The sequence below is a fragment of the Pseudoalteromonas sp. ESRF-bin5 genome, assembly GCF_002632075.1.
Classification (GTDB): domain Bacteria; phylum Pseudomonadota; class Gammaproteobacteria; order Enterobacterales; family Alteromonadaceae; genus Pseudoalteromonas; species Pseudoalteromonas marina.
In genome coordinates this window covers 1-16,229 of record NZ_NTLW01000279.1, presented here as the reverse complement: position 1 = coordinate 16,229, position 16,229 = coordinate 1, and the positions used below count along the sequence as shown (strand labels likewise).

Genomic DNA, 16,229 nt, shown 5'->3' with positions numbered 1-16,229 from the left:
TTGATCAAGTAAACGCTTTATTAAAAGCTCCATTAACGCGTGAAGCAAGTTTAGAAGAATTACTACGCCGCCCAGAGATCCGTTATGATGATCTAATGGCTATTGAAGGCTTAGGATCTGAGTTTACAAATAAAGCGGCTTTAGAGCAGGTTGAGATCCATACAAAATACGCAGGTTACATTGCGCGTCAGCAGGATGAGATCAATAAACAGCTTCGCCATGAAGAAACAATCTTACCAAAAGAGTTTGATTATAAAACCGTATCAGGTTTATCAAACGAGGTAGTGGCAAAACTAGAAGAGTCTCGTCCAGACACTATTGGTCAGGCTTCGCGTATTTCTGGTATCACACCAGCAGCTATTTCGTTATTATTAGTGTATCTGAAGAAGCAAGGCTTATTACGCAAATCTGCGTAACGGTAAGGGCACCTAGTGTTACAACAACAATTAACTACATTGTTAGCGCAAACTGATATTGCGCTAACAGAAAAACAACAGCAACAGCTTGTTCGTTACGTTGAACTATTGGATAAGTGGAACAAAGCGTATAACTTAACCTCAGTACGTTTACCTCAAGAAATGATGGTAAAGCATATTATGGATAGCCTTGTTGTTGCACCTCATTTACCCGGTCATCATTATATTGATGTTGGTACAGGCCCAGGGCTTCCTGGTATTGTTTTAGCTATTGCACTTCCTAATACTCAATTTGTATTACTCGACAGCTTAGGTAAGCGTGTACGCTTTTTAATGCACGTGAAGCATGAACTTGGGCTTGATAATGTTACCCCGGTACAGTCAAGAGTTGAAGAATATCAGCCAAGTGTTAAATTAGATGGCGTACTCAGTCGTGCATTTGCATCATTACAAGATATGGTTGACTGGTGTTCACACCTAATTGATCAATCTGGCCATTTTATTGCGCTTAAAGGCGTATACCCTAGCGAAGAGTTAGAGTCATTACCCGCTGGCGTAAAGTTCGAGAAAAAAATTGCATTAGAAGTACCTGAGTTAGATGCACAACGACATTTAATTATTCTTTCTAAAGACTAGGGATCAGAGACACTGTGGCAAAAGTCATCGCATTAGCAAATCAAAAAGGGGGTGTAGGTAAAACTACGACCGCTGTTAATCTCGCTGCGTCTATGGCCGCAACGAAGCGTAAAGTGCTGTTAATTGATCTCGACCCGCAAGGTAATGCCACTATGGGCAGTGGTGTAGATAAATATGGCGACGTGCCCACTATTTACGACCTACTTATTGAAGATAAGCCCATTGAAGACGTGATCATTAAAGAAACATCTGGTGAATACCATATGATTGCAGCAAACGGAGACGTAACCGCTGCTGAAGTTAAACTAATGGAATTATTTGCCCGTGAAGTGCGTCTTCGTAATGCACTTGAAAAAATTCAGGACCAATACGAGTTTATATTTATAGACTGCCCGCCTTCATTAAACATGTTAACTGTTAATGCTATGGCCGCTGCAGATTCTATTTTAGTACCAATGCAATGTGAATATTATGCACTGGAAGGCCTAACAGCATTAATGGATACCATTACGCAATTGGCTAAATTAGTAAATCCTGAATTAAAAATTGAAGGCATATTACGCACTATGTACGATCCGCGTAACCGCCTAGCAAACGACGTTTCAGAACAATTAAAACAACATTTTGGTGATAAAGTGTATCGCACTGTGATCCCACGAAATGTTCGTCTAGCTGAGGCGCCAAGTTTTGGCGCACCTGCTATGTACTACGACAGAGCATCAAGTGGCGCAAAAGCGTATTTGGCACTTGCCGGTGAAATGCTGCGCAGAAAAGAAAAAACAGCGTCCGTTGTCGCCTAACTTTGAGGTAAAAAAATAACATGTCTGCTAAAAAACGAGGTTTAGGCCGAGGACTCGATGCACTTTTAAGTTCGTCTAAGCCTGCACCGAGCGCCAGCAAGGAACAAGACACACAAAACGTAACAGAGGTTGTCCAAAGCAAAGTTAGTGCTACAGATAACCCGTTACAAACATTGCCTATTGAGTTTTTGCATTCAGGCAAGTACCAACCTCGTAAAGACATGTCTGAAGAGGCACTCGAAGAACTCGCCAGCTCTATTCGCTCACAAGGAATTATTCAACCTATTGTTGTGCGCCCTATTGCCCACAATAGCTATGAAATTATTGCCGGTGAACGTCGTTGGCGCGCAGCGCAAATTGCAAAACTAGACGCAGTTCCATGTATTATTAAAGATGTACCCGATGAAGCCGCCGTTGCTATAGCACTGATTGAAAATATTCAGCGTGAAGATTTAAATGCAATGGAAGAAGCGGTTGCGCTTAATCGTTTATTAAATGAGTTTGAATTAACACATCAGCAAGTGGCTGATGCAGTTGGCAAATCAAGAACCACCGTAACAAACTTATTACGTTTAAATAATTTAAATAGTGATGTAAAAATTTTGTTAGAACATGGTGACATAGAAATGGGCCATGCGCGTTGTTTACTAGCACTTGAAGGCGAAGCGCAGTCTGACGCAGCACGAACCGCCGTTGCAAAGGCACTAACAGTAAGAGAAACTGAAAAGCTAGTGCGTGCAATTTTAGAGCCAGCACCCGCCAAACAAGAACACCAAAAAGACCCAGATGTTAAACAGTTAGAACAACAATTAGCTGAAAACCTAGGTGCTAAAGTAGAGATAAATTACAACAAAAAAGGCAAAGGTAAATTGGTTATTTCATATACTAATTTAGACGAGCTTGACGGCATTTTGAATCGTATTAATCACGACAATACCCACCATTGATCTATTACATGTCTAAAAAGAGACATTTGTAGCAAATTTGTGTTACAAACACTCTACTCAAGTTGCAAAACTGGCAGGATACAGTATAATTTCGCCAGTTTTCACACCCTAACGATTTGAACGCCATTAAGGTTAACAAAAAGTGAATAATAAGTTAGCAAGTCCGTATAGGCTTGCCGCATTTAAACTAATTTGTCTTCAGGGTGTTGTAGCATTATTTGCTGCCGTAATTATTTTTATTGGTTTGGGAGTTGAAGCCAGTCTGTCAGCGTTAGCTGGTGGTGCAGTTGCGATACTTCCTCACTGTGTTTTTGCACTTTACGCATTCCGATTTATGGGGGCGAGTCGTGCAGAACAAGCGTATAACGCGTTAAAACGCGGTAACGCACTAAAGTTTATGCTGACAATCATATTGTTTGCGCTAGTACTAAAGCATTTTCCGGTAGTTTTGCTGCCCTTTTTTAGTATCTATGTACTGGCTTTATTCACTGGATTGTTTGCACCCGTTTTTTTTAAACATTAACTTTTGGGATATAACATGGCTGCAGAAGAAGTTACTCTATCTAGCCATATCCAGCACCACTTAACCAATGCTAAGATGTGCTCGACCGACGCCGGTCTAGCCTTCAATAAAGCATGTACGGACAGTGGTTTTTGGACATGGCATGTAGATACCCTCGCATGGTCAATCGGACTAGGTCTTATCTTTTTATGGATCTTCCGTAGTGCCGCTAAAAAATCAACATTGGGCGTACCAGGTAAATTTCAGTGTTTCATTGAAATGATAGTTGAGTTCGTTGGCGACAACGTACGTGATACTTTCCATGGTAAAAGCAAGCTAATTGCACCATTAGCATTAACGATATTCGTTTGGATATTCTTAATGAACTTAATGGATTTAATCCCAGTTGACTTCTTACCTGCATTTGCTGGTTTAGTAGGTGAGCAAGCCTTTGGCATGGACTCACACGACGTATACATGAAAATTGTACCAACAACAGATATAAACTTAACTGCAGCGCTGGCGCTAGGTGTGTTTATATTAATGATTGGTTACTCAATTAAAATTAAAGGTATCGGCGGTTTTATTAAAGAGCTAACACTTCACCCGTTTAGTTCAAACAATACAGCTATGCAGATTCTTTTAATCCCATTCAATCTATTACTAGAGCTTATCGCATTGGTTTCTAAGCCGTTTTCACTGGCGCTGCGTTTGTTCGGTAACTTATATGCAGGTGAACTAATCTTCATCCTTATAGGTGCGATTGGCTTAATGCAACTACCGTTGCACTTTGTTTGGGCTGTATTCCATATCTTAGTAATCGTATTGCAAGCATTCGTATTCATGATGCTAACAATCGTATACCTAAGCATGGCAAGTTCAGATAATCACTAATTTACAATTTTACTTTTACTTTTAATACAATTGAAACTTTGGAGAAATAAATGGAAGCTTTAGAACTTTTAAACGGCTTAAAATACATCGCAGTTGCACTACTAATTGGTTTTGGTGCAATCGGTACTGCTGTTGGTTTTGGTAACATGGGCGGTAAATTCCTTGAAGCATGTGCGCGTCAACCTGAGCTAGCACCATCGCTACAAGTTAAAATGTTTATCCTTGCTGGTCTAATCGATGCTGTAGCAATGATTGGTGTTGGTATCGCGATGGTATTGTTGTTCGTACTTTAATTTTATTTTTTGAACAGCTTACTATTTAAGGAGGAGCGGTTGTGAACTTAAACGCCACTCTTATCGGTGAATTAATTGCGTTTACGGTGTTCGTACTTTTTTGTATGAAGTTCGTATGGCCACCACTAAACGGTGCAATTGAAGCTCGCCAGAAGAAAATCGAAGATGGTTTAGCTGCCTCTGATAGAGCCGAAAAAGACTTAGAACTTGCGCAACAAAAAGCTGCAGAACAGCTTAAAGATGCAAAAGCTCAAGCGGCTGATATCATTGATCAAGCTAAAAAGCGTGCCGTGCTAATTGTTGACGAAGAAACAGTTCGTGGACAAGAAGAGCGTGAAAAAATTATTGCTCAAGGGCACTCTGAAATTGAATCAGAGCGTAACCGTGTGACAGAAGAGCTACGTAAGCAAGTAGCAACACTGGCTGTGGTTGGCGCAGAGAGAATTTTAGAGCGTGAAATCAATCAAGCCGCACATAGTGACATCGTTGAAAAACTTGTCGCTGAGCTGTAATTAGGAGGGTATGAGCATGTCTGAATTGACTACTATCGCTCGCCCATACGCTAAAGCGGCTTTTGAACTTGCCGTTGAAAAAGGCGCTATTGAAAGCTGGAATGACATGTTGTTTTTCGCTGGCCATGTTGCCAGCGATGAGCAAGCATCAGCCATTTTAGCTGGATTGCCTACTGCTTCTGCACAAGCTGAGTTATTTATTAACTTATGCGCAGAGCAGCTCAACGAACAAGGTCAGAACCTAGTGAAGGTGATGGCTGAAAATGGACGTTTGATTGCACTGCCTGAGGTTGCACAGTTATTCGCTGCGTTTAAAGCAGAGTATGACAAAGAAATCGATGTAGACGTGATTTCGGCAACCCCTCTTACTGCAGCGCAGCAAGAGTCATTGGTAGCGACACTTGAAAAACGTTTCGCACGCAAAGTTAAGCTGAATTGTAGTGAAGACGCGTCAGTAGTTGGCGGCCTTATTATTAAGGCAGGCGACACTGTAATCGACGGCTCTGTACGCGGAAAATTAAACCGCTTAGCCACAACACTACAATCGTAATTGGGAAAAAGAGCATGCAACTTAATTCCACTGAAATTTCAGAACTAATCAAACAACGTATTGAGAAGTTCGAAGTTGTAAGTGAAGCTCGTAACGAAGGTACAATTGTATCTGTTACTGACGGTATCATCCGCATCCACGGTCTAGCTGACTGTATGCAAGGTGAGATGATTGAGCTTCCTGGCAACCGTTATGCTATCGCACTAAACCTTGAGCGCGACTCAATTGGTGCAGTAGTAATGGGTCCATACGCTGACCTTACTGAAGGCGTAAAAGTATACACAACTGGTCGTATCTTAGAAGTTCCTGTTGGTGCTGGCTTACTTGGTCGTGTTGTAAACACACTAGGTGCTCCTATCGATGGTAAAGGCGCTTTAGACAACGACGGGTTTGAACCTGTAGAAAAAATTGCACCAGGTGTAATCGAACGTCAATCTGTAGATGAGCCAGTACAAACTGGTTACAAATCTATTGATGCGATGATTCCAGTTGGTCGTGGTCAGCGTGAGCTTGTAATCGGTGACCGCCAAACAGGTAAAACTGCACTAGCAATCGATGCGATCATCAACCAAAAAGACACAGGCGTTAAGTGTGTGTACGTAGCGGTTGGTCAAAAAGCATCTACTATTGCTAACGTGGTACGTAAATTAGAAGAGCACGGTGCACTTGCAAATACTATCGTAGTTGTAGCATCTGCTTCTGAGTCTGCGGCACTTCAGTACTTAGCACCGTTCTCGGGCTGTACTATGGGTGAATACTTCCGTGACCGTGGTGAAAACGCATTAATCGTATATGATGATTTATCTAAGCAAGCTGTTGCTTACCGTCAAATCTCATTACTACTTAAGCGTCCACCAGGTCGTGAAGCATACCCAGGTGACGTATTCTACCTTCACTCGCGTCTTTTAGAGCGTGCATCGCGTGTAAACGCTGATTACGTTGAAAAGTTCACTAACGGTGAAGTGAAAGGACAAACTGGTTCATTGACGGCATTGCCAATCATTGAAACTCAAGGCGGCGACGTTTCTGCGTTTGTACCGACTAACGTTATCTCTATCACCGATGGTCAGATCTTCTTAGAAACTGACTTATTCAACTCAGGTATCCGTCCGGCAGTAAATGCTGGTATCTCGGTATCGCGTGTTGGTGGTGCTGCACAAACTAAAATCGTTAAGAAACTAGGTGGCGGTATCCGTCTAGCCCTAGCTCAGTACCGTGAATTAGCTGCGTTCTCGCAGTTCGCGTCTGACCTTGACGATGCTACACGTGCTCAACTTGAGCATGGTGAGCGTGTAACAGAGCTAATGAAGCAGAAACAGTACGCGCCAATGTCTGTTGCTGAAATGTCTTTGTCGTTATTTGCAGCTGAGAAAGGTTATCTTAAAGATATCGAGATCGCTAAAATCATGGATTTCGAAGCAGCTTTACTTTCTTACGCAAGTAGCACATACGCAGAGCTTGTGGCTCAAATCAATGAAACTGGTAACTACAACGCCGAGATCGAAGCGCAACTTAAAGAACTTCTAGAGAAGTTCAAGTCTACGCAAACTTGGTAATTTAGTTATTAATGGTGCGCTTTAGTTTACTAAAGCACACCTTGATTCGGAGAGAGAGTCATGGCCAGCGGAAAAGAGATTAAAAGCAAGATCGGGAGTATTAAAAATACTCAAAAGATCACTAGCGCAATGGAAATGGTTGCTGCGTCTAAAATGAAAAAGGCGCAAGAACGAGTGGCTTCAAGCCGTCCATACGCTGACAAATTACGCAAAGTGATTGGTCGTGTTGCTCAAGCAAATCTTGATTTTACTCACCCGTTCTTAGAAGAACGTGAAGTAAAACGAGTTGGTTATATTGTTATCTCTACTGACCGTGGTCTATGTGGCGGCCTAAACTCAAACGAGTTTAAGAAAGTTGCATTAGACATAAAAGCATGGAAAGAAAAAGGTGTAGACGCAGAGTTTGCAACTTTAGGCAGCAAAGCTGCTGGTTTCTTTCAACGCTTTGGTGGTCAAGTGCTTGCTAAAAAAGCAGGCCTAGGAGATAAACCTTCAGTACAAGACGTTATTGGTCCTGTAAAAGTAATGCTTGATGCATTCTCTGAAGGTAAAATTGACCGTTTATTCCTGGTATATAACAACTTCGTTAATACCATGAAGCAAGAGCCAACAATAGATCAGTTACTCCCTTTGCCAAAAGCTGAAGAAGAAGTATCTGCCCACACATGGGACTACTTATACGAACCTAACCCAGACGCTATTTTAGAGTCTTTGTTAGTTCGCTTTGTAGAATCTCAGGTATACCAAGGTGTGGTTGAGAACGCTGCCTCTGAACAGGCTGCCCGTATGGTTGCGATGAAAGCCGCAACTGATAACGCTGGCGACCTTATGGATGAGTTACAGCTTGTTTACAACAAGGCCCGCCAAGCGGCAATCACACAAGAAATTAGTGAGATTGTTTCTGGTTCAGCCGCAGTTTAATGCTTCAGGCAAAGATTAACGAGAGGAATAGACATGAGTTTAGGTAAGGTCGTCCAAATTATCGGTGCCGTTGTGGATATTGAATTTTCACAAGACAACGTGCCAGCCGTATATGACGCGCTAAAAGTAACAGATGGCGATTTAGCTGGTTTGACTCTAGAAGTTCAACAGCAGCTAGGTGGCGGTGTGGTACGTACTATCGCACTAGGTACTACAGACGGTTTACGTCGTGGTGCAGCAGTATCAAACACAGGTGAAGCGATTCAAGTTCCAGTTGGTAAAGCAACACTTGGTCGTATCATGAACGTACTTGGTGAGCCAATCGATGAAGCTGGCCCAATCGGCGAAGAAGACCGTATGTCTATTCACCGTGCAGCGCCTTCATACGAAGAGCAATCAAGTTCAGTAGAACTTTTAGAAACAGGTATCAAGGTAATCGACCTTGTATGTCCGTTTGCTAAAGGTGGTAAAGTTGGTTTATTCGGTGGTGCCGGTGTTGGTAAAACCGTAAACATGATGGAACTTATCCGTAACATCGCAATCGAGCACAGCGGCTACTCAGTATTCGCAGGTGTTGGTGAGCGTACTCGTGAGGGTAACGATTTCTACCATGAAATGAACGATTCAAACGTACTTGATAAAGTATCGCTTGTATACGGTCAGATGAACGAGCCTCCAGGTAACCGTTTACGCGTAGCGTTAACAGGTCTTACTATGGCTGAAAAGTTCCGTGACGAAGGTCGCGATGTACTTTTCTTCGTAGATAACATCTACCGTTACACACTTGCGGGTACAGAAGTATCTGCACTACTTGGTCGTATGCCATCAGCAGTAGGTTACCAGCCTACACTAGCTGAAGAAATGGGTGTACTTCAAGAGCGTATTGCATCTACTAAGACGGGTTCAATCACATCAATCCAAGCGGTATACGTACCTGCGGATGATTTAACGGATCCATCTCCAGCAACAACGTTTGCTCACTTAGATGCAACAGTAGTACTTTCACGTGATATCGCATCACTTGGTATTTACCCAGCGGTAGATCCACTTGATTCATCTTCACGTCAACTTGACCCACTAGTAATTGGTCAAGAGCACTACGATACAGCGCGTGGCGTTCAAACAGTTCTTCAGCGTTACAAAGAACTTAAAGACATCATCGCAATCCTAGGTATGGACGAGCTTTCTGACGAAGATAAGCAACTTGTATCTCGTGCACGTAAAATCCAACGTTTCCTATCTCAGCCGTTCTTCGTGGCAGAGGTATTTACAGGTGCGTCAGGTAAATACGTTTCACTTAAAGACACAATTGCTGGCTTCAAAGGCATTTTAAACGGTGAGTTTGATGACCTTCCAGAGCAAGCGTTCTACATGGTTGGCTCTATCGAAGAAGCTCAAGAAAAAGCCAAAAGCATGTAATTAGGAGGGTAGTATGGCAGCTATGACTGTACATCTTGACGTAGTAAGCGCAGAGCAGAACTTGTTTTCTGGTTTGGTTGAATCGATTCAAGTATCTGGTAGTGAAGGTGAGCTTGGTGTTAATGCCGGTCACGCGCCACTACTAACTGCCCTTAAACCTGGTATGGTGCGTTTAGTTAAGCAATTTGGTGAAGAAGAACTCATCTATATTGCTGGTGGTACACTAGAAGTTCAACCGAACATAGTGACCGTACTTGCAGACACAGCCGTTCGTGGTGAAGACCTAGACGAACAAGCTGCAGAGCAAGCTAAACGTGACGCTGAAGCGCAAATGGCAAAAGGTGCATCGTCAGAGCTTGATTATAATCAAGCGGCAATGCAACTAGCTGAAGCGGTAGCACAACTACGTGTTATTCAGCAATTACGTAAAAAGTAAGCCTATCTGGTTTATAAAAAGCCCACTTTAAAGTGGGCTTTTTTGTGCTTGTTGCTAAGGTCCGTGTTTAAATTTAAGCTTTTTTTAGTCGTCGAAGTTATTAACTGAGCTTTTCACTTATATCCTTTAACAAACCCCGCTACAATAACGCTATTCAATTAAGTCTATTTTTCAGTCAAGATTCAGTACTAGCAAATTAGTTTACTGAGTATTTGCACAGGGCGTGACTTACGTAATCTTCTGCATAAACAGACTTGTTAACTAAAACAACGGAAAAAGGAAATTGTTTTAATGGCTCTAACTACTGTAATTCTTGCTGCGGGTAAAGGTACTCGTATGCGCTCTGCTCTACCAAAAGTACTGCATAAAGTGGCAGGTAAACCTATGGTGCAGCATGTTATTGATAACGCAAAGGTACTGGGTGCAACAACCACTAATTTAGTTTACGGACACGGCGGCGAACTATTACAACAACAACTTGCCGATAACGATGTTAATTGGGTACTGCAAGCAGAGCAACTTGGTACTGGCCATGCAGTAGCACAAGCAAACCCTCATATTAACGATGACGATACTGTATTGGTTTTATACGGCGATGTTCCTTTAACTAAGCAATCAACGCTTGAGCGCTTATTAGCTGCAACTCCTAAAAATGGGCTAGCGGTATTAACCGTTAACTTGGTTAATCCAAATGGCTACGGTCGTATGCTACGAGAAGATGGCAAACTTGTCGGTATTATTGAGCAAAAAGATGCAAGCGCTGAGCAGTTATTAATTAACGAAGTAAACACCGGTATTATGGCGGTTAATGGCAAACTGTTAAAAACCTGGTTAGGCAACTTATCTAACAATAATGCGCAAGGCGAATACTACCTAACTGATATAGTGGCAATGGCGCACAATGAAGGTGTAGAAATTACATCGGCTCAACCAGATCATGCAATGGAAGTTGAAGGTGCAAACAACCGCGTACAACTAGCAGGGTTAGAGCGCGCTTACCAAGCATGGCAAGCAGAAGAGTTAATGTTAAATGGTGCTACCCTCGCCGACCCTGCCCGTATTGATGTACGTGGCAATGTTAAAACAGGCGAAGATGTATTAATTGATATAAACGTTATTTTTGAGGGTAATGTAACCCTTGGTAATAACGTACAAATAGGTCCTAACTGTGTACTTAAAAACTGTACCATAGGCGATAACGTTGTAATAAAAGCGAATACCCTTATTGAAGATGCAAGCGTAGCGGCTAAATGTACCCTTGGCCCATACGCTCGCCTTCGGCCAGGTGCGGTAATGGAAGAAGACTCTCACATTGGTAACTTTGTTGAGATGAAAAAAACGCGTTTAGGTAAAGGCTCTAAAGCTAATCACTTAAGTTACTTAGGTGATGCTGAAATTGGCGAAAAGGTGAATATTGGCGCAGGCACTATTACTTGTAACTACGATGGTGTTAATAAAGCAAAAACCATTATTGGTGATAACGCTTTTATAGGCTCTAACTCATCACTTGTTGCTCCTGTAAATATTGGTTCTACTGCAACTGTGGGAGCAGGCTCTGTGATCACTAGCACTGTTGAAGACGAGCAACTGGCAATAGCACGTTCAAAGCAACGCAACTTAACCGGTTGGAAACGACCAGTTAAAAAATAATAATTAAAGGCTACTTAGGTAGCCTTTTTTATTGCAGCTTAAGTTTAAATTGCTCTTTATAACGCCTAGAAAGGTTAAGCACTTTACCTGTAGTTAGTTTTATTTCGCTGTCGCCGCTGGGGAGTGGTGTAATACATTCTACTTTATCGAGTTTTACGCCATGACTTCGGTGAATCCTACAAAAGCCCTGTACTTCTAGTTGTTTACTTAATTCAGTGAGCGTCACTCTTAAAGGGTAAATGGACGTGCCAATGTGTAAGTTTACATAATTACCTGAAGATTCTAGCCAATCCACGTCGTCAATTTTTATAATAAACTCTTTACCCCGCTTTTTAACTAATAAGCGATTTATAGTGTCAGTAATGTGTTGCGCACCTTCATCAATAGACGAGGCCTCTCCCAACAACTGTTTAACAATATACTGATAAACTTTAATAAGGGTGATAAAGAATAAAAAGCTTATCGCATCTTTTTGGTATTCATATAAAAATTCAAACCAGCTGAGGCCAAAGTTGTAGTGAAGTTCGTTCAACCAATAAACGAGCTTACGCCCTCCAACCATTACACTAATATGGAGTACGCTGAAAATAATAGACGCTACAAAGTAAGTACACAGCGAAAGCGCAATATTATGCCAATTAAAAGGTACTTTTTTTAATAGCCATACTACAGCCGGAAATATAAGTAACGTGCTAAACGCACTGGAATATTCCCATACAAACGGCTCCCATATTAAAAAAGGAAGTGCGCCGTCTCTTTGCGCCTCCATTATTTGAGTTGTCGCATTAACCGTATTATTTATTACAACGTAGCTAAACAAAAGTAACGCGGCATAAAAAGTTTGAAAACGTTGAAAGTGTTGAAGGTTCATTATGTATGCTTTTATATTTGTAGGCGACAGTTATCCCTGTATACCACCTTTTATCACTATTGCTTGTAATATAAGCACTTATGTATAGTTTTTGCGAGTAATTTTAAGTTAACTACCGGTATCACAAACACATGGTTAACGTATGAGTACTCAATTAAACGCAATACAATCTACACACTCTCGCCATTACTTTATTGATTGGCTAAGAGTAATTGCATTTGCAACTCTCATTTTTTATCACATAGGTATGTTGTATAGCCAAAATTGGGGGTTTCATTTTAAAAGTAATTATACGTCTGAACACGTAGAGTATTTTATGTTGCTGTTTTCCCCTTGGAGAATGCTGCTAATTTGGTTTATATCAGGGGTAGCACTTCGTTTTATGCTTGATAAAGTAAGTGGCTATAAATTATGTGCCTTATTTGTTTTAAAGCGTTCTATTTTCATATTACTCCCCCTGCTGGTGGGGTTATGGTTAGTTGTACCTATACAGCTTTATGCCGAAATGCATCAACAAGGCGTTATAGATATAACGTATTGGCAGTTCTATTTAGCGTTTTTAGATACTAGTAATAGCATATTTGTTAATTACCAATCTGGAGTATGGCCGCATGTTGATGTAAATCATTTATGGTATTTACGCTCTTTGTGGCAGTTTATGCTTATTGTTTTTATATACTCATTAGTAGCAAAGCTTTCTATTTTTTCTTCTTTATTAAATACGATTAAAGTAAACCTATCATTTTCTATGCTTACAGGCCTATTGGTAATAGCCATGTTGCTTGCTAATAATTGTTTAAAAGGTGATGCAATACGCGAAGTAAGCGGCTTTATATTTTTATTTACAGGCTACTTGTTAGCTAAAAACACTTATTTTTGGAAAAGTTTAAATCGATACCTTTGGCTATTGTGTGCAAGCTTTACTCTATTGTATGTGTGTATTGCTTTGGCGTATCAAAATGAACTGGATTTACCAAACTATGTGTGGACTGCAATATACAATACTCAAAGAGTAGTTGGTGTACTTACCATGCTTACCTTAGCGCAGCGTTTTTTAAATTTTAAAGCTGCTTACTTAAACACACTAAATAGCTGGGTGTTTCCCTTTTATGTATTGCATCAAAGTGTATTAATTATTTTATGCTTTGTGCTACAACCTTTTAACCTTGGTCTTATGGTTGAGTTATTTTTAATTATTGTGTGCACTTGGGGGGCGTGCGCAGCTATTACATTAGTGGTAATGCGCATTGATATTATTAGGCCCTTGCTAGGTCTTAAAATAAAAAACAACTATTCGCCAGCGCTTAAAAAAACGGGTTATGTATTGGGTATGTTGCTTACCTTACCGTTAGCCTATCAGTTGGCTTTTTAAAGTAAAAAAGCCGTATTAAAAATGCCATAACTTTGTAATACCTCTGTGTTGATATTTACCTAATACCACACTAAGGAAAAGAACAATGTTAAAAAAATCAATAATAGCGCTTTCACTTTTATCTATGCTGACTGGTTGCTCATTAGATGGCGATGATGGTCAAAATGGCGCACAAGGAGCTCAAGGCGAGCAAGGTACAGCAGGTGAAAATGGAATTAACGGCACTAATGCAAATTCGGCTTTAACTATTAACCTAATAGGACGAGCAGTACTCAATGCGCAAAGCCCTGAAGGTGCTGCCGAAATAGTTGCTTATCAAGCATCAAAAAAATGGATTTACGCTATTAATAGCTCGGGGGATGCTGCGGTTGTAAATATTATTCCTGCAGACACATTCGATACAGCTGCTCTAGTGCAAGACAACGAAGGCATTGTAAATACAACCAACTTAGGTACGGCAATTACACTTACCTTAAACGACAACACCTCCGGTGACGCAAACAGCATAGCAATAGATGAAAATAACCAGTTACTTGCTGTAGCAATGGCTGCTAAAAGTGTTGGAGAGGCAGGTCAAGTTGCCTTTTACGACATAAGCGGCGATACACCAATATTTATAAAAAATGTAACTGCTGGTTTTTTACCCGATATGGTTACATTTAGCCATGATGGAGCAAAAGTAGTTGTTGCCAACGAAGGGGAACCTAACGGCGACTATAGTATTGATCCACAGGGTTCTATCAGCATTATCAATGTTAATGATGGTGTAATTGCCGACAATGCTACCAATATTGATTTTACAGCATACAACGATAAGCAATCTGAACTTGAAGCACTCGGGCTGGTATTTGCTAATCCAGCAGGGCGCACCATAAATGGTAATTTAATCAATACCACCGTAGCTATGGACTTAGAGCCAGAATACGTCAGTATTTCTAAAGATAACAAATATGCCTACGTATCGATTCAAGAAAATAATGGACTAGCCATCGTTAATTTAGAAGATAACTCTCTTGAGTTAAAAGGGTTAGGGTTTAAAGACTGGTCTAGCTTGCAAATAGACGCATCAGATAAAGACGGCGGTGTTAATTTTAAATCATACCCTGGCTTATATAGCATGTATCAGCCAGACACAATTTCAAGCTTTAGCTGGAAAGGTGCAAACTTTATAGTGTCGGCTAATGAAGGTGATGCACGCGAATACTTTTTTGATACAACCAATGAGGCAGATTGCATAGCTAAAGGCGGCGTAGATTTCGATGAAGACGATGGATGTCTTGCTTACATAGATGAAAGCCGCGTCGAAGACCTAACGCTTGCTGCTAATTTTGATTACTTAAATAACGACGATAACGACATCGGCCGTTTAAAAGTGACAACGGTTAAAGGTGATAATAATAACGATGGTCAATACGAATCGCTTTATGCCTATGGCGCACGTTCGTTTACCATTTGGGACAGCAATGGGCTGGTGGTGTTTGATTCTGGAGACGATATAGGCCGTATTACCGCATCAGTTCATGGCGAGGCGTTTAATAATAATGAAGATGAAAATAAAGGCGATACACGCTCAGACGATAAAGGCGCAGAACCCGAAGCGCTAACTATAGGTACAATTGGCGAACGCACCTTTGCATTTATTGGACTCGAGCGTATGGGGGGGATCATGATTTACGATATTACTAACCCATATGATGTGCAGTTTGAAGACTACTTTTATAACCGAGGTTTAATAGCTGGTGCAGAAATTACCGGTGATCTAGCACCAGAAGGAATGACATTCATACCACGCGAACAAAGTGCAACAGGCGAACCGCTACTTATAATAGGTAATGAGATATCTGGTTCTATCGCAGTATGGGAAGTTTCAGCTAATTAACCACTCTGTAAAAAGCGGAAAATATCATGCTTTATTTTCCGCTTTTTATATTGATAGAGTATTAGCATTTAAGTAGAGATTAAAAATGCATGTTTTTTAAGCTAAAAGCGCCCTCTACCCCTTTATTTGTATACCTTTCGTACTAAAAGTATTTTTATTCAAAAAAGCATGAATTAAACGTTGACCCCCACTCGAATATCCCTATAATGCGACCCCACTGAGACGGCAGGCGCCAACGCATAGCGAGGCAAGAGTTAATCAGAGAGTTAAGTAAAACTTTACTTTTAAAGATTCTAAAAAGAAATTTGAAAACAAAGTATTGACTCGAAAAATAAAGGATGTATTATACGCATCCCTAGCGACAACGTCGCAACGTTCTTTAACAATATAAAGCAATCATCTGTGTGGGCACTCGTACAGATTGAGTTCTAACAGCCAAGCTACTTAGGTAGTGAGGCAAACAAATTAGAGTCTCAATTGAAACTGAGTGACCAACAGAATAATTACTTAGGTAGTTATTCAGCACAGTCAATTCAATATCGAAAGATATTAAATAAATTCAGAATTCATTGAGC

The 16,229-nt window shown here is 40.9% G+C and carries 17 protein-coding genes; 16 read left to right on the top strand and 1 reads right to left on the bottom strand.

Annotated features, from left to right (window positions below):
• From BCG07_RS17230 to glmU, 14 genes are all read left to right on the top strand, one after another.
• A partial coding sequence (locus tag BCG07_RS17230; protein WP_502694081.1) for a tRNA modifying enzyme MnmG family protein occupies positions 1 to 416 on the top strand: 416 nt, incomplete at its 5' end.
• A gap of 15 nt (positions 417 to 431) precedes the next feature.
• Positions 432 to 1,052: a 16S rRNA (guanine(527)-N(7))-methyltransferase RsmG gene (gene rsmG / locus BCG07_RS17225; RefSeq protein ID WP_010558112.1), complete on the top strand. Its 621-nt coding sequence runs from the start codon at positions 432 to 434 to the stop codon at positions 1,050 to 1,052.
• Positions 1,053 to 1,066: 14 nt separating this feature from the next.
• On the top strand, positions 1,067 to 1,852 hold the full coding sequence (locus BCG07_RS17220; RefSeq protein ID WP_006793958.1) for a ParA family protein: 786 nt from the start codon (positions 1,067 to 1,069) through the stop codon (positions 1,850 to 1,852).
• Positions 1,853 to 1,872: 20 nt separating this feature from the next.
• A complete protein-coding gene (locus BCG07_RS17215; protein ID WP_286891260.1) occupies positions 1,873 to 2,799 on the top strand; it encodes a ParB/RepB/Spo0J family partition protein in 927 nt (308 codons plus the stop codon).
• A gap of 142 nt (positions 2,800 to 2,941) precedes the next feature.
• Positions 2,942 to 3,322, top strand: coding sequence for an ATP synthase subunit I (locus tag BCG07_RS17210; RefSeq protein ID WP_006793956.1), 381 nt, complete (start codon positions 2,942 to 2,944; stop codon positions 3,320 to 3,322).
• A gap of 15 nt (positions 3,323 to 3,337) precedes the next feature.
• Positions 3,338 to 4,195 (top strand): F0F1 ATP synthase subunit A, encoded by an 858-nt coding sequence (gene atpB, locus BCG07_RS17205; RefSeq protein WP_006793955.1) that lies wholly within the window; start codon positions 3,338 to 3,340, stop codon positions 4,193 to 4,195.
• Positions 4,196 to 4,245: 50 nt separating this feature from the next.
• The gene (gene atpE / locus BCG07_RS17200; RefSeq protein WP_286891257.1) at positions 4,246 to 4,488 is read left to right on the top strand and encodes a F0F1 ATP synthase subunit C; all 243 of its coding nucleotides are present in this window, start codon (positions 4,246 to 4,248) and stop codon (positions 4,486 to 4,488) included.
• A gap of 41 nt (positions 4,489 to 4,529) precedes the next feature.
• Positions 4,530 to 5,000, top strand: coding sequence for a F0F1 ATP synthase subunit B (atpF, locus tag BCG07_RS17195; RefSeq protein ID WP_006793953.1), 471 nt, complete (start codon positions 4,530 to 4,532; stop codon positions 4,998 to 5,000).
• A 16-nt stretch (positions 5,001 to 5,016) separates the two neighbouring features.
• On the top strand, positions 5,017 to 5,550 hold the full coding sequence (atpH, locus tag BCG07_RS17190; protein WP_006793952.1) for a F0F1 ATP synthase subunit delta: 534 nt from the start codon (positions 5,017 to 5,019) through the stop codon (positions 5,548 to 5,550).
• Positions 5,551 to 5,564: 14 nt separating this feature from the next.
• Positions 5,565 to 7,106 (top strand): F0F1 ATP synthase subunit alpha, encoded by a 1,542-nt coding sequence (atpA, locus tag BCG07_RS17185; protein WP_006793951.1) that lies wholly within the window; start codon positions 5,565 to 5,567, stop codon positions 7,104 to 7,106.
• A gap of 60 nt (positions 7,107 to 7,166) precedes the next feature.
• Positions 7,167 to 8,027 (top strand): F0F1 ATP synthase subunit gamma, encoded by an 861-nt coding sequence (gene atpG, locus BCG07_RS17180; protein WP_010558110.1) that lies wholly within the window; start codon positions 7,167 to 7,169, stop codon positions 8,025 to 8,027.
• Positions 8,028 to 8,060: 33 nt separating this feature from the next.
• A complete protein-coding gene (atpD, locus tag BCG07_RS17175) occupies positions 8,061 to 9,446 on the top strand; it encodes a F0F1 ATP synthase subunit beta (protein WP_006793949.1) in 1,386 nt (461 codons plus the stop codon).
• A 13-nt stretch (positions 9,447 to 9,459) separates the two neighbouring features.
• Positions 9,460 to 9,882, top strand: a complete 423-nt coding sequence (locus tag BCG07_RS17170; protein WP_006793948.1) for a F0F1 ATP synthase subunit epsilon — start codon at positions 9,460 to 9,462, stop codon at positions 9,880 to 9,882.
• 291 nt (positions 9,883 to 10,173) lie between these two features.
• Positions 10,174 to 11,532, top strand: a complete 1,359-nt coding sequence (gene glmU / locus BCG07_RS17165) for a bifunctional UDP-N-acetylglucosamine diphosphorylase/glucosamine-1-phosphate N-acetyltransferase GlmU (RefSeq protein ID WP_243532155.1) — start codon at positions 10,174 to 10,176, stop codon at positions 11,530 to 11,532.
• A 28-nt stretch (positions 11,533 to 11,560) separates the two neighbouring features.
• Here the strand turns inward: glmU and BCG07_RS17160 are convergent, their stop codons facing one another.
• A complete protein-coding gene (locus BCG07_RS17160; RefSeq protein WP_243532153.1) occupies positions 11,561 to 12,403 on the bottom strand; it encodes a LytR/AlgR family response regulator transcription factor in 843 nt (280 codons plus the stop codon).
• Positions 12,404 to 12,545: 142 nt separating this feature from the next.
• Here BCG07_RS17160 and BCG07_RS17155 point away from each other — a divergent pair, with 142 nt between their 5' ends.
• Together BCG07_RS17155 and BCG07_RS17150 are read left to right on the top strand one after the other, a co-directional pair.
• Positions 12,546 to 13,775, top strand: coding sequence for an acyltransferase family protein (locus BCG07_RS17155; protein ID WP_243532151.1), 1,230 nt, complete (start codon positions 12,546 to 12,548; stop codon positions 13,773 to 13,775).
• An 85-nt stretch (positions 13,776 to 13,860) separates the two neighbouring features.
• On the top strand, positions 13,861 to 15,654 hold the full coding sequence (locus BCG07_RS17150) for a choice-of-anchor I family protein (protein ID WP_286891249.1): 1,794 nt from the start codon (positions 13,861 to 13,863) through the stop codon (positions 15,652 to 15,654).
• Positions 15,655 to 16,229: the final 575 nt, after the last annotated feature.

What these genes read in the sequence shown, in the direction of transcription:
- BCG07_RS17215 (WP_286891260.1), top strand. Translation starts at nt 1,873, where the DNA reads ATGTCTGCTAAAAAACGAGGTTTAGGCCGAGGACTCGATGCACTTTTA.
- atpB (WP_006793955.1), top strand. Translation starts at nt 3,338, where the DNA reads ATGGCTGCAGAAGAAGTTACTCTATCTAGCCATATCCAGCACCACTTA.
- atpE (WP_286891257.1), top strand. Translation starts at nt 4,246, where the DNA reads ATGGAAGCTTTAGAACTTTTAAACGGCTTAAAATACATCGCAGTTGCA.
- atpH (WP_006793952.1), top strand. Translation starts at nt 5,017, where the DNA reads ATGTCTGAATTGACTACTATCGCTCGCCCATACGCTAAAGCGGCTTTT.
- atpA (WP_006793951.1), top strand. Translation starts at nt 5,565, where the DNA reads ATGCAACTTAATTCCACTGAAATTTCAGAACTAATCAAACAACGTATT.
- atpG (WP_010558110.1), top strand. Translation starts at nt 7,167, where the DNA reads ATGGCCAGCGGAAAAGAGATTAAAAGCAAGATCGGGAGTATTAAAAAT.
- atpD (WP_006793949.1), top strand. Translation starts at nt 8,061, where the DNA reads ATGAGTTTAGGTAAGGTCGTCCAAATTATCGGTGCCGTTGTGGATATT.
- BCG07_RS17170 (WP_006793948.1), top strand. Translation starts at nt 9,460, where the DNA reads ATGGCAGCTATGACTGTACATCTTGACGTAGTAAGCGCAGAGCAGAAC.
- glmU (WP_243532155.1), top strand. Translation starts at nt 10,174, where the DNA reads ATGGCTCTAACTACTGTAATTCTTGCTGCGGGTAAAGGTACTCGTATG.
- BCG07_RS17160 (WP_243532153.1), bottom strand. Translation starts at nt 12,403, where the DNA reads ATGAACCTTCAACACTTTCAACGTTTTCAAACTTTTTATGCCGCGTTA.
- BCG07_RS17155 (WP_243532151.1), top strand. Translation starts at nt 12,546, where the DNA reads ATGAGTACTCAATTAAACGCAATACAATCTACACACTCTCGCCATTAC.
- BCG07_RS17150 (WP_286891249.1), top strand. Translation starts at nt 13,861, where the DNA reads ATGTTAAAAAAATCAATAATAGCGCTTTCACTTTTATCTATGCTGACT.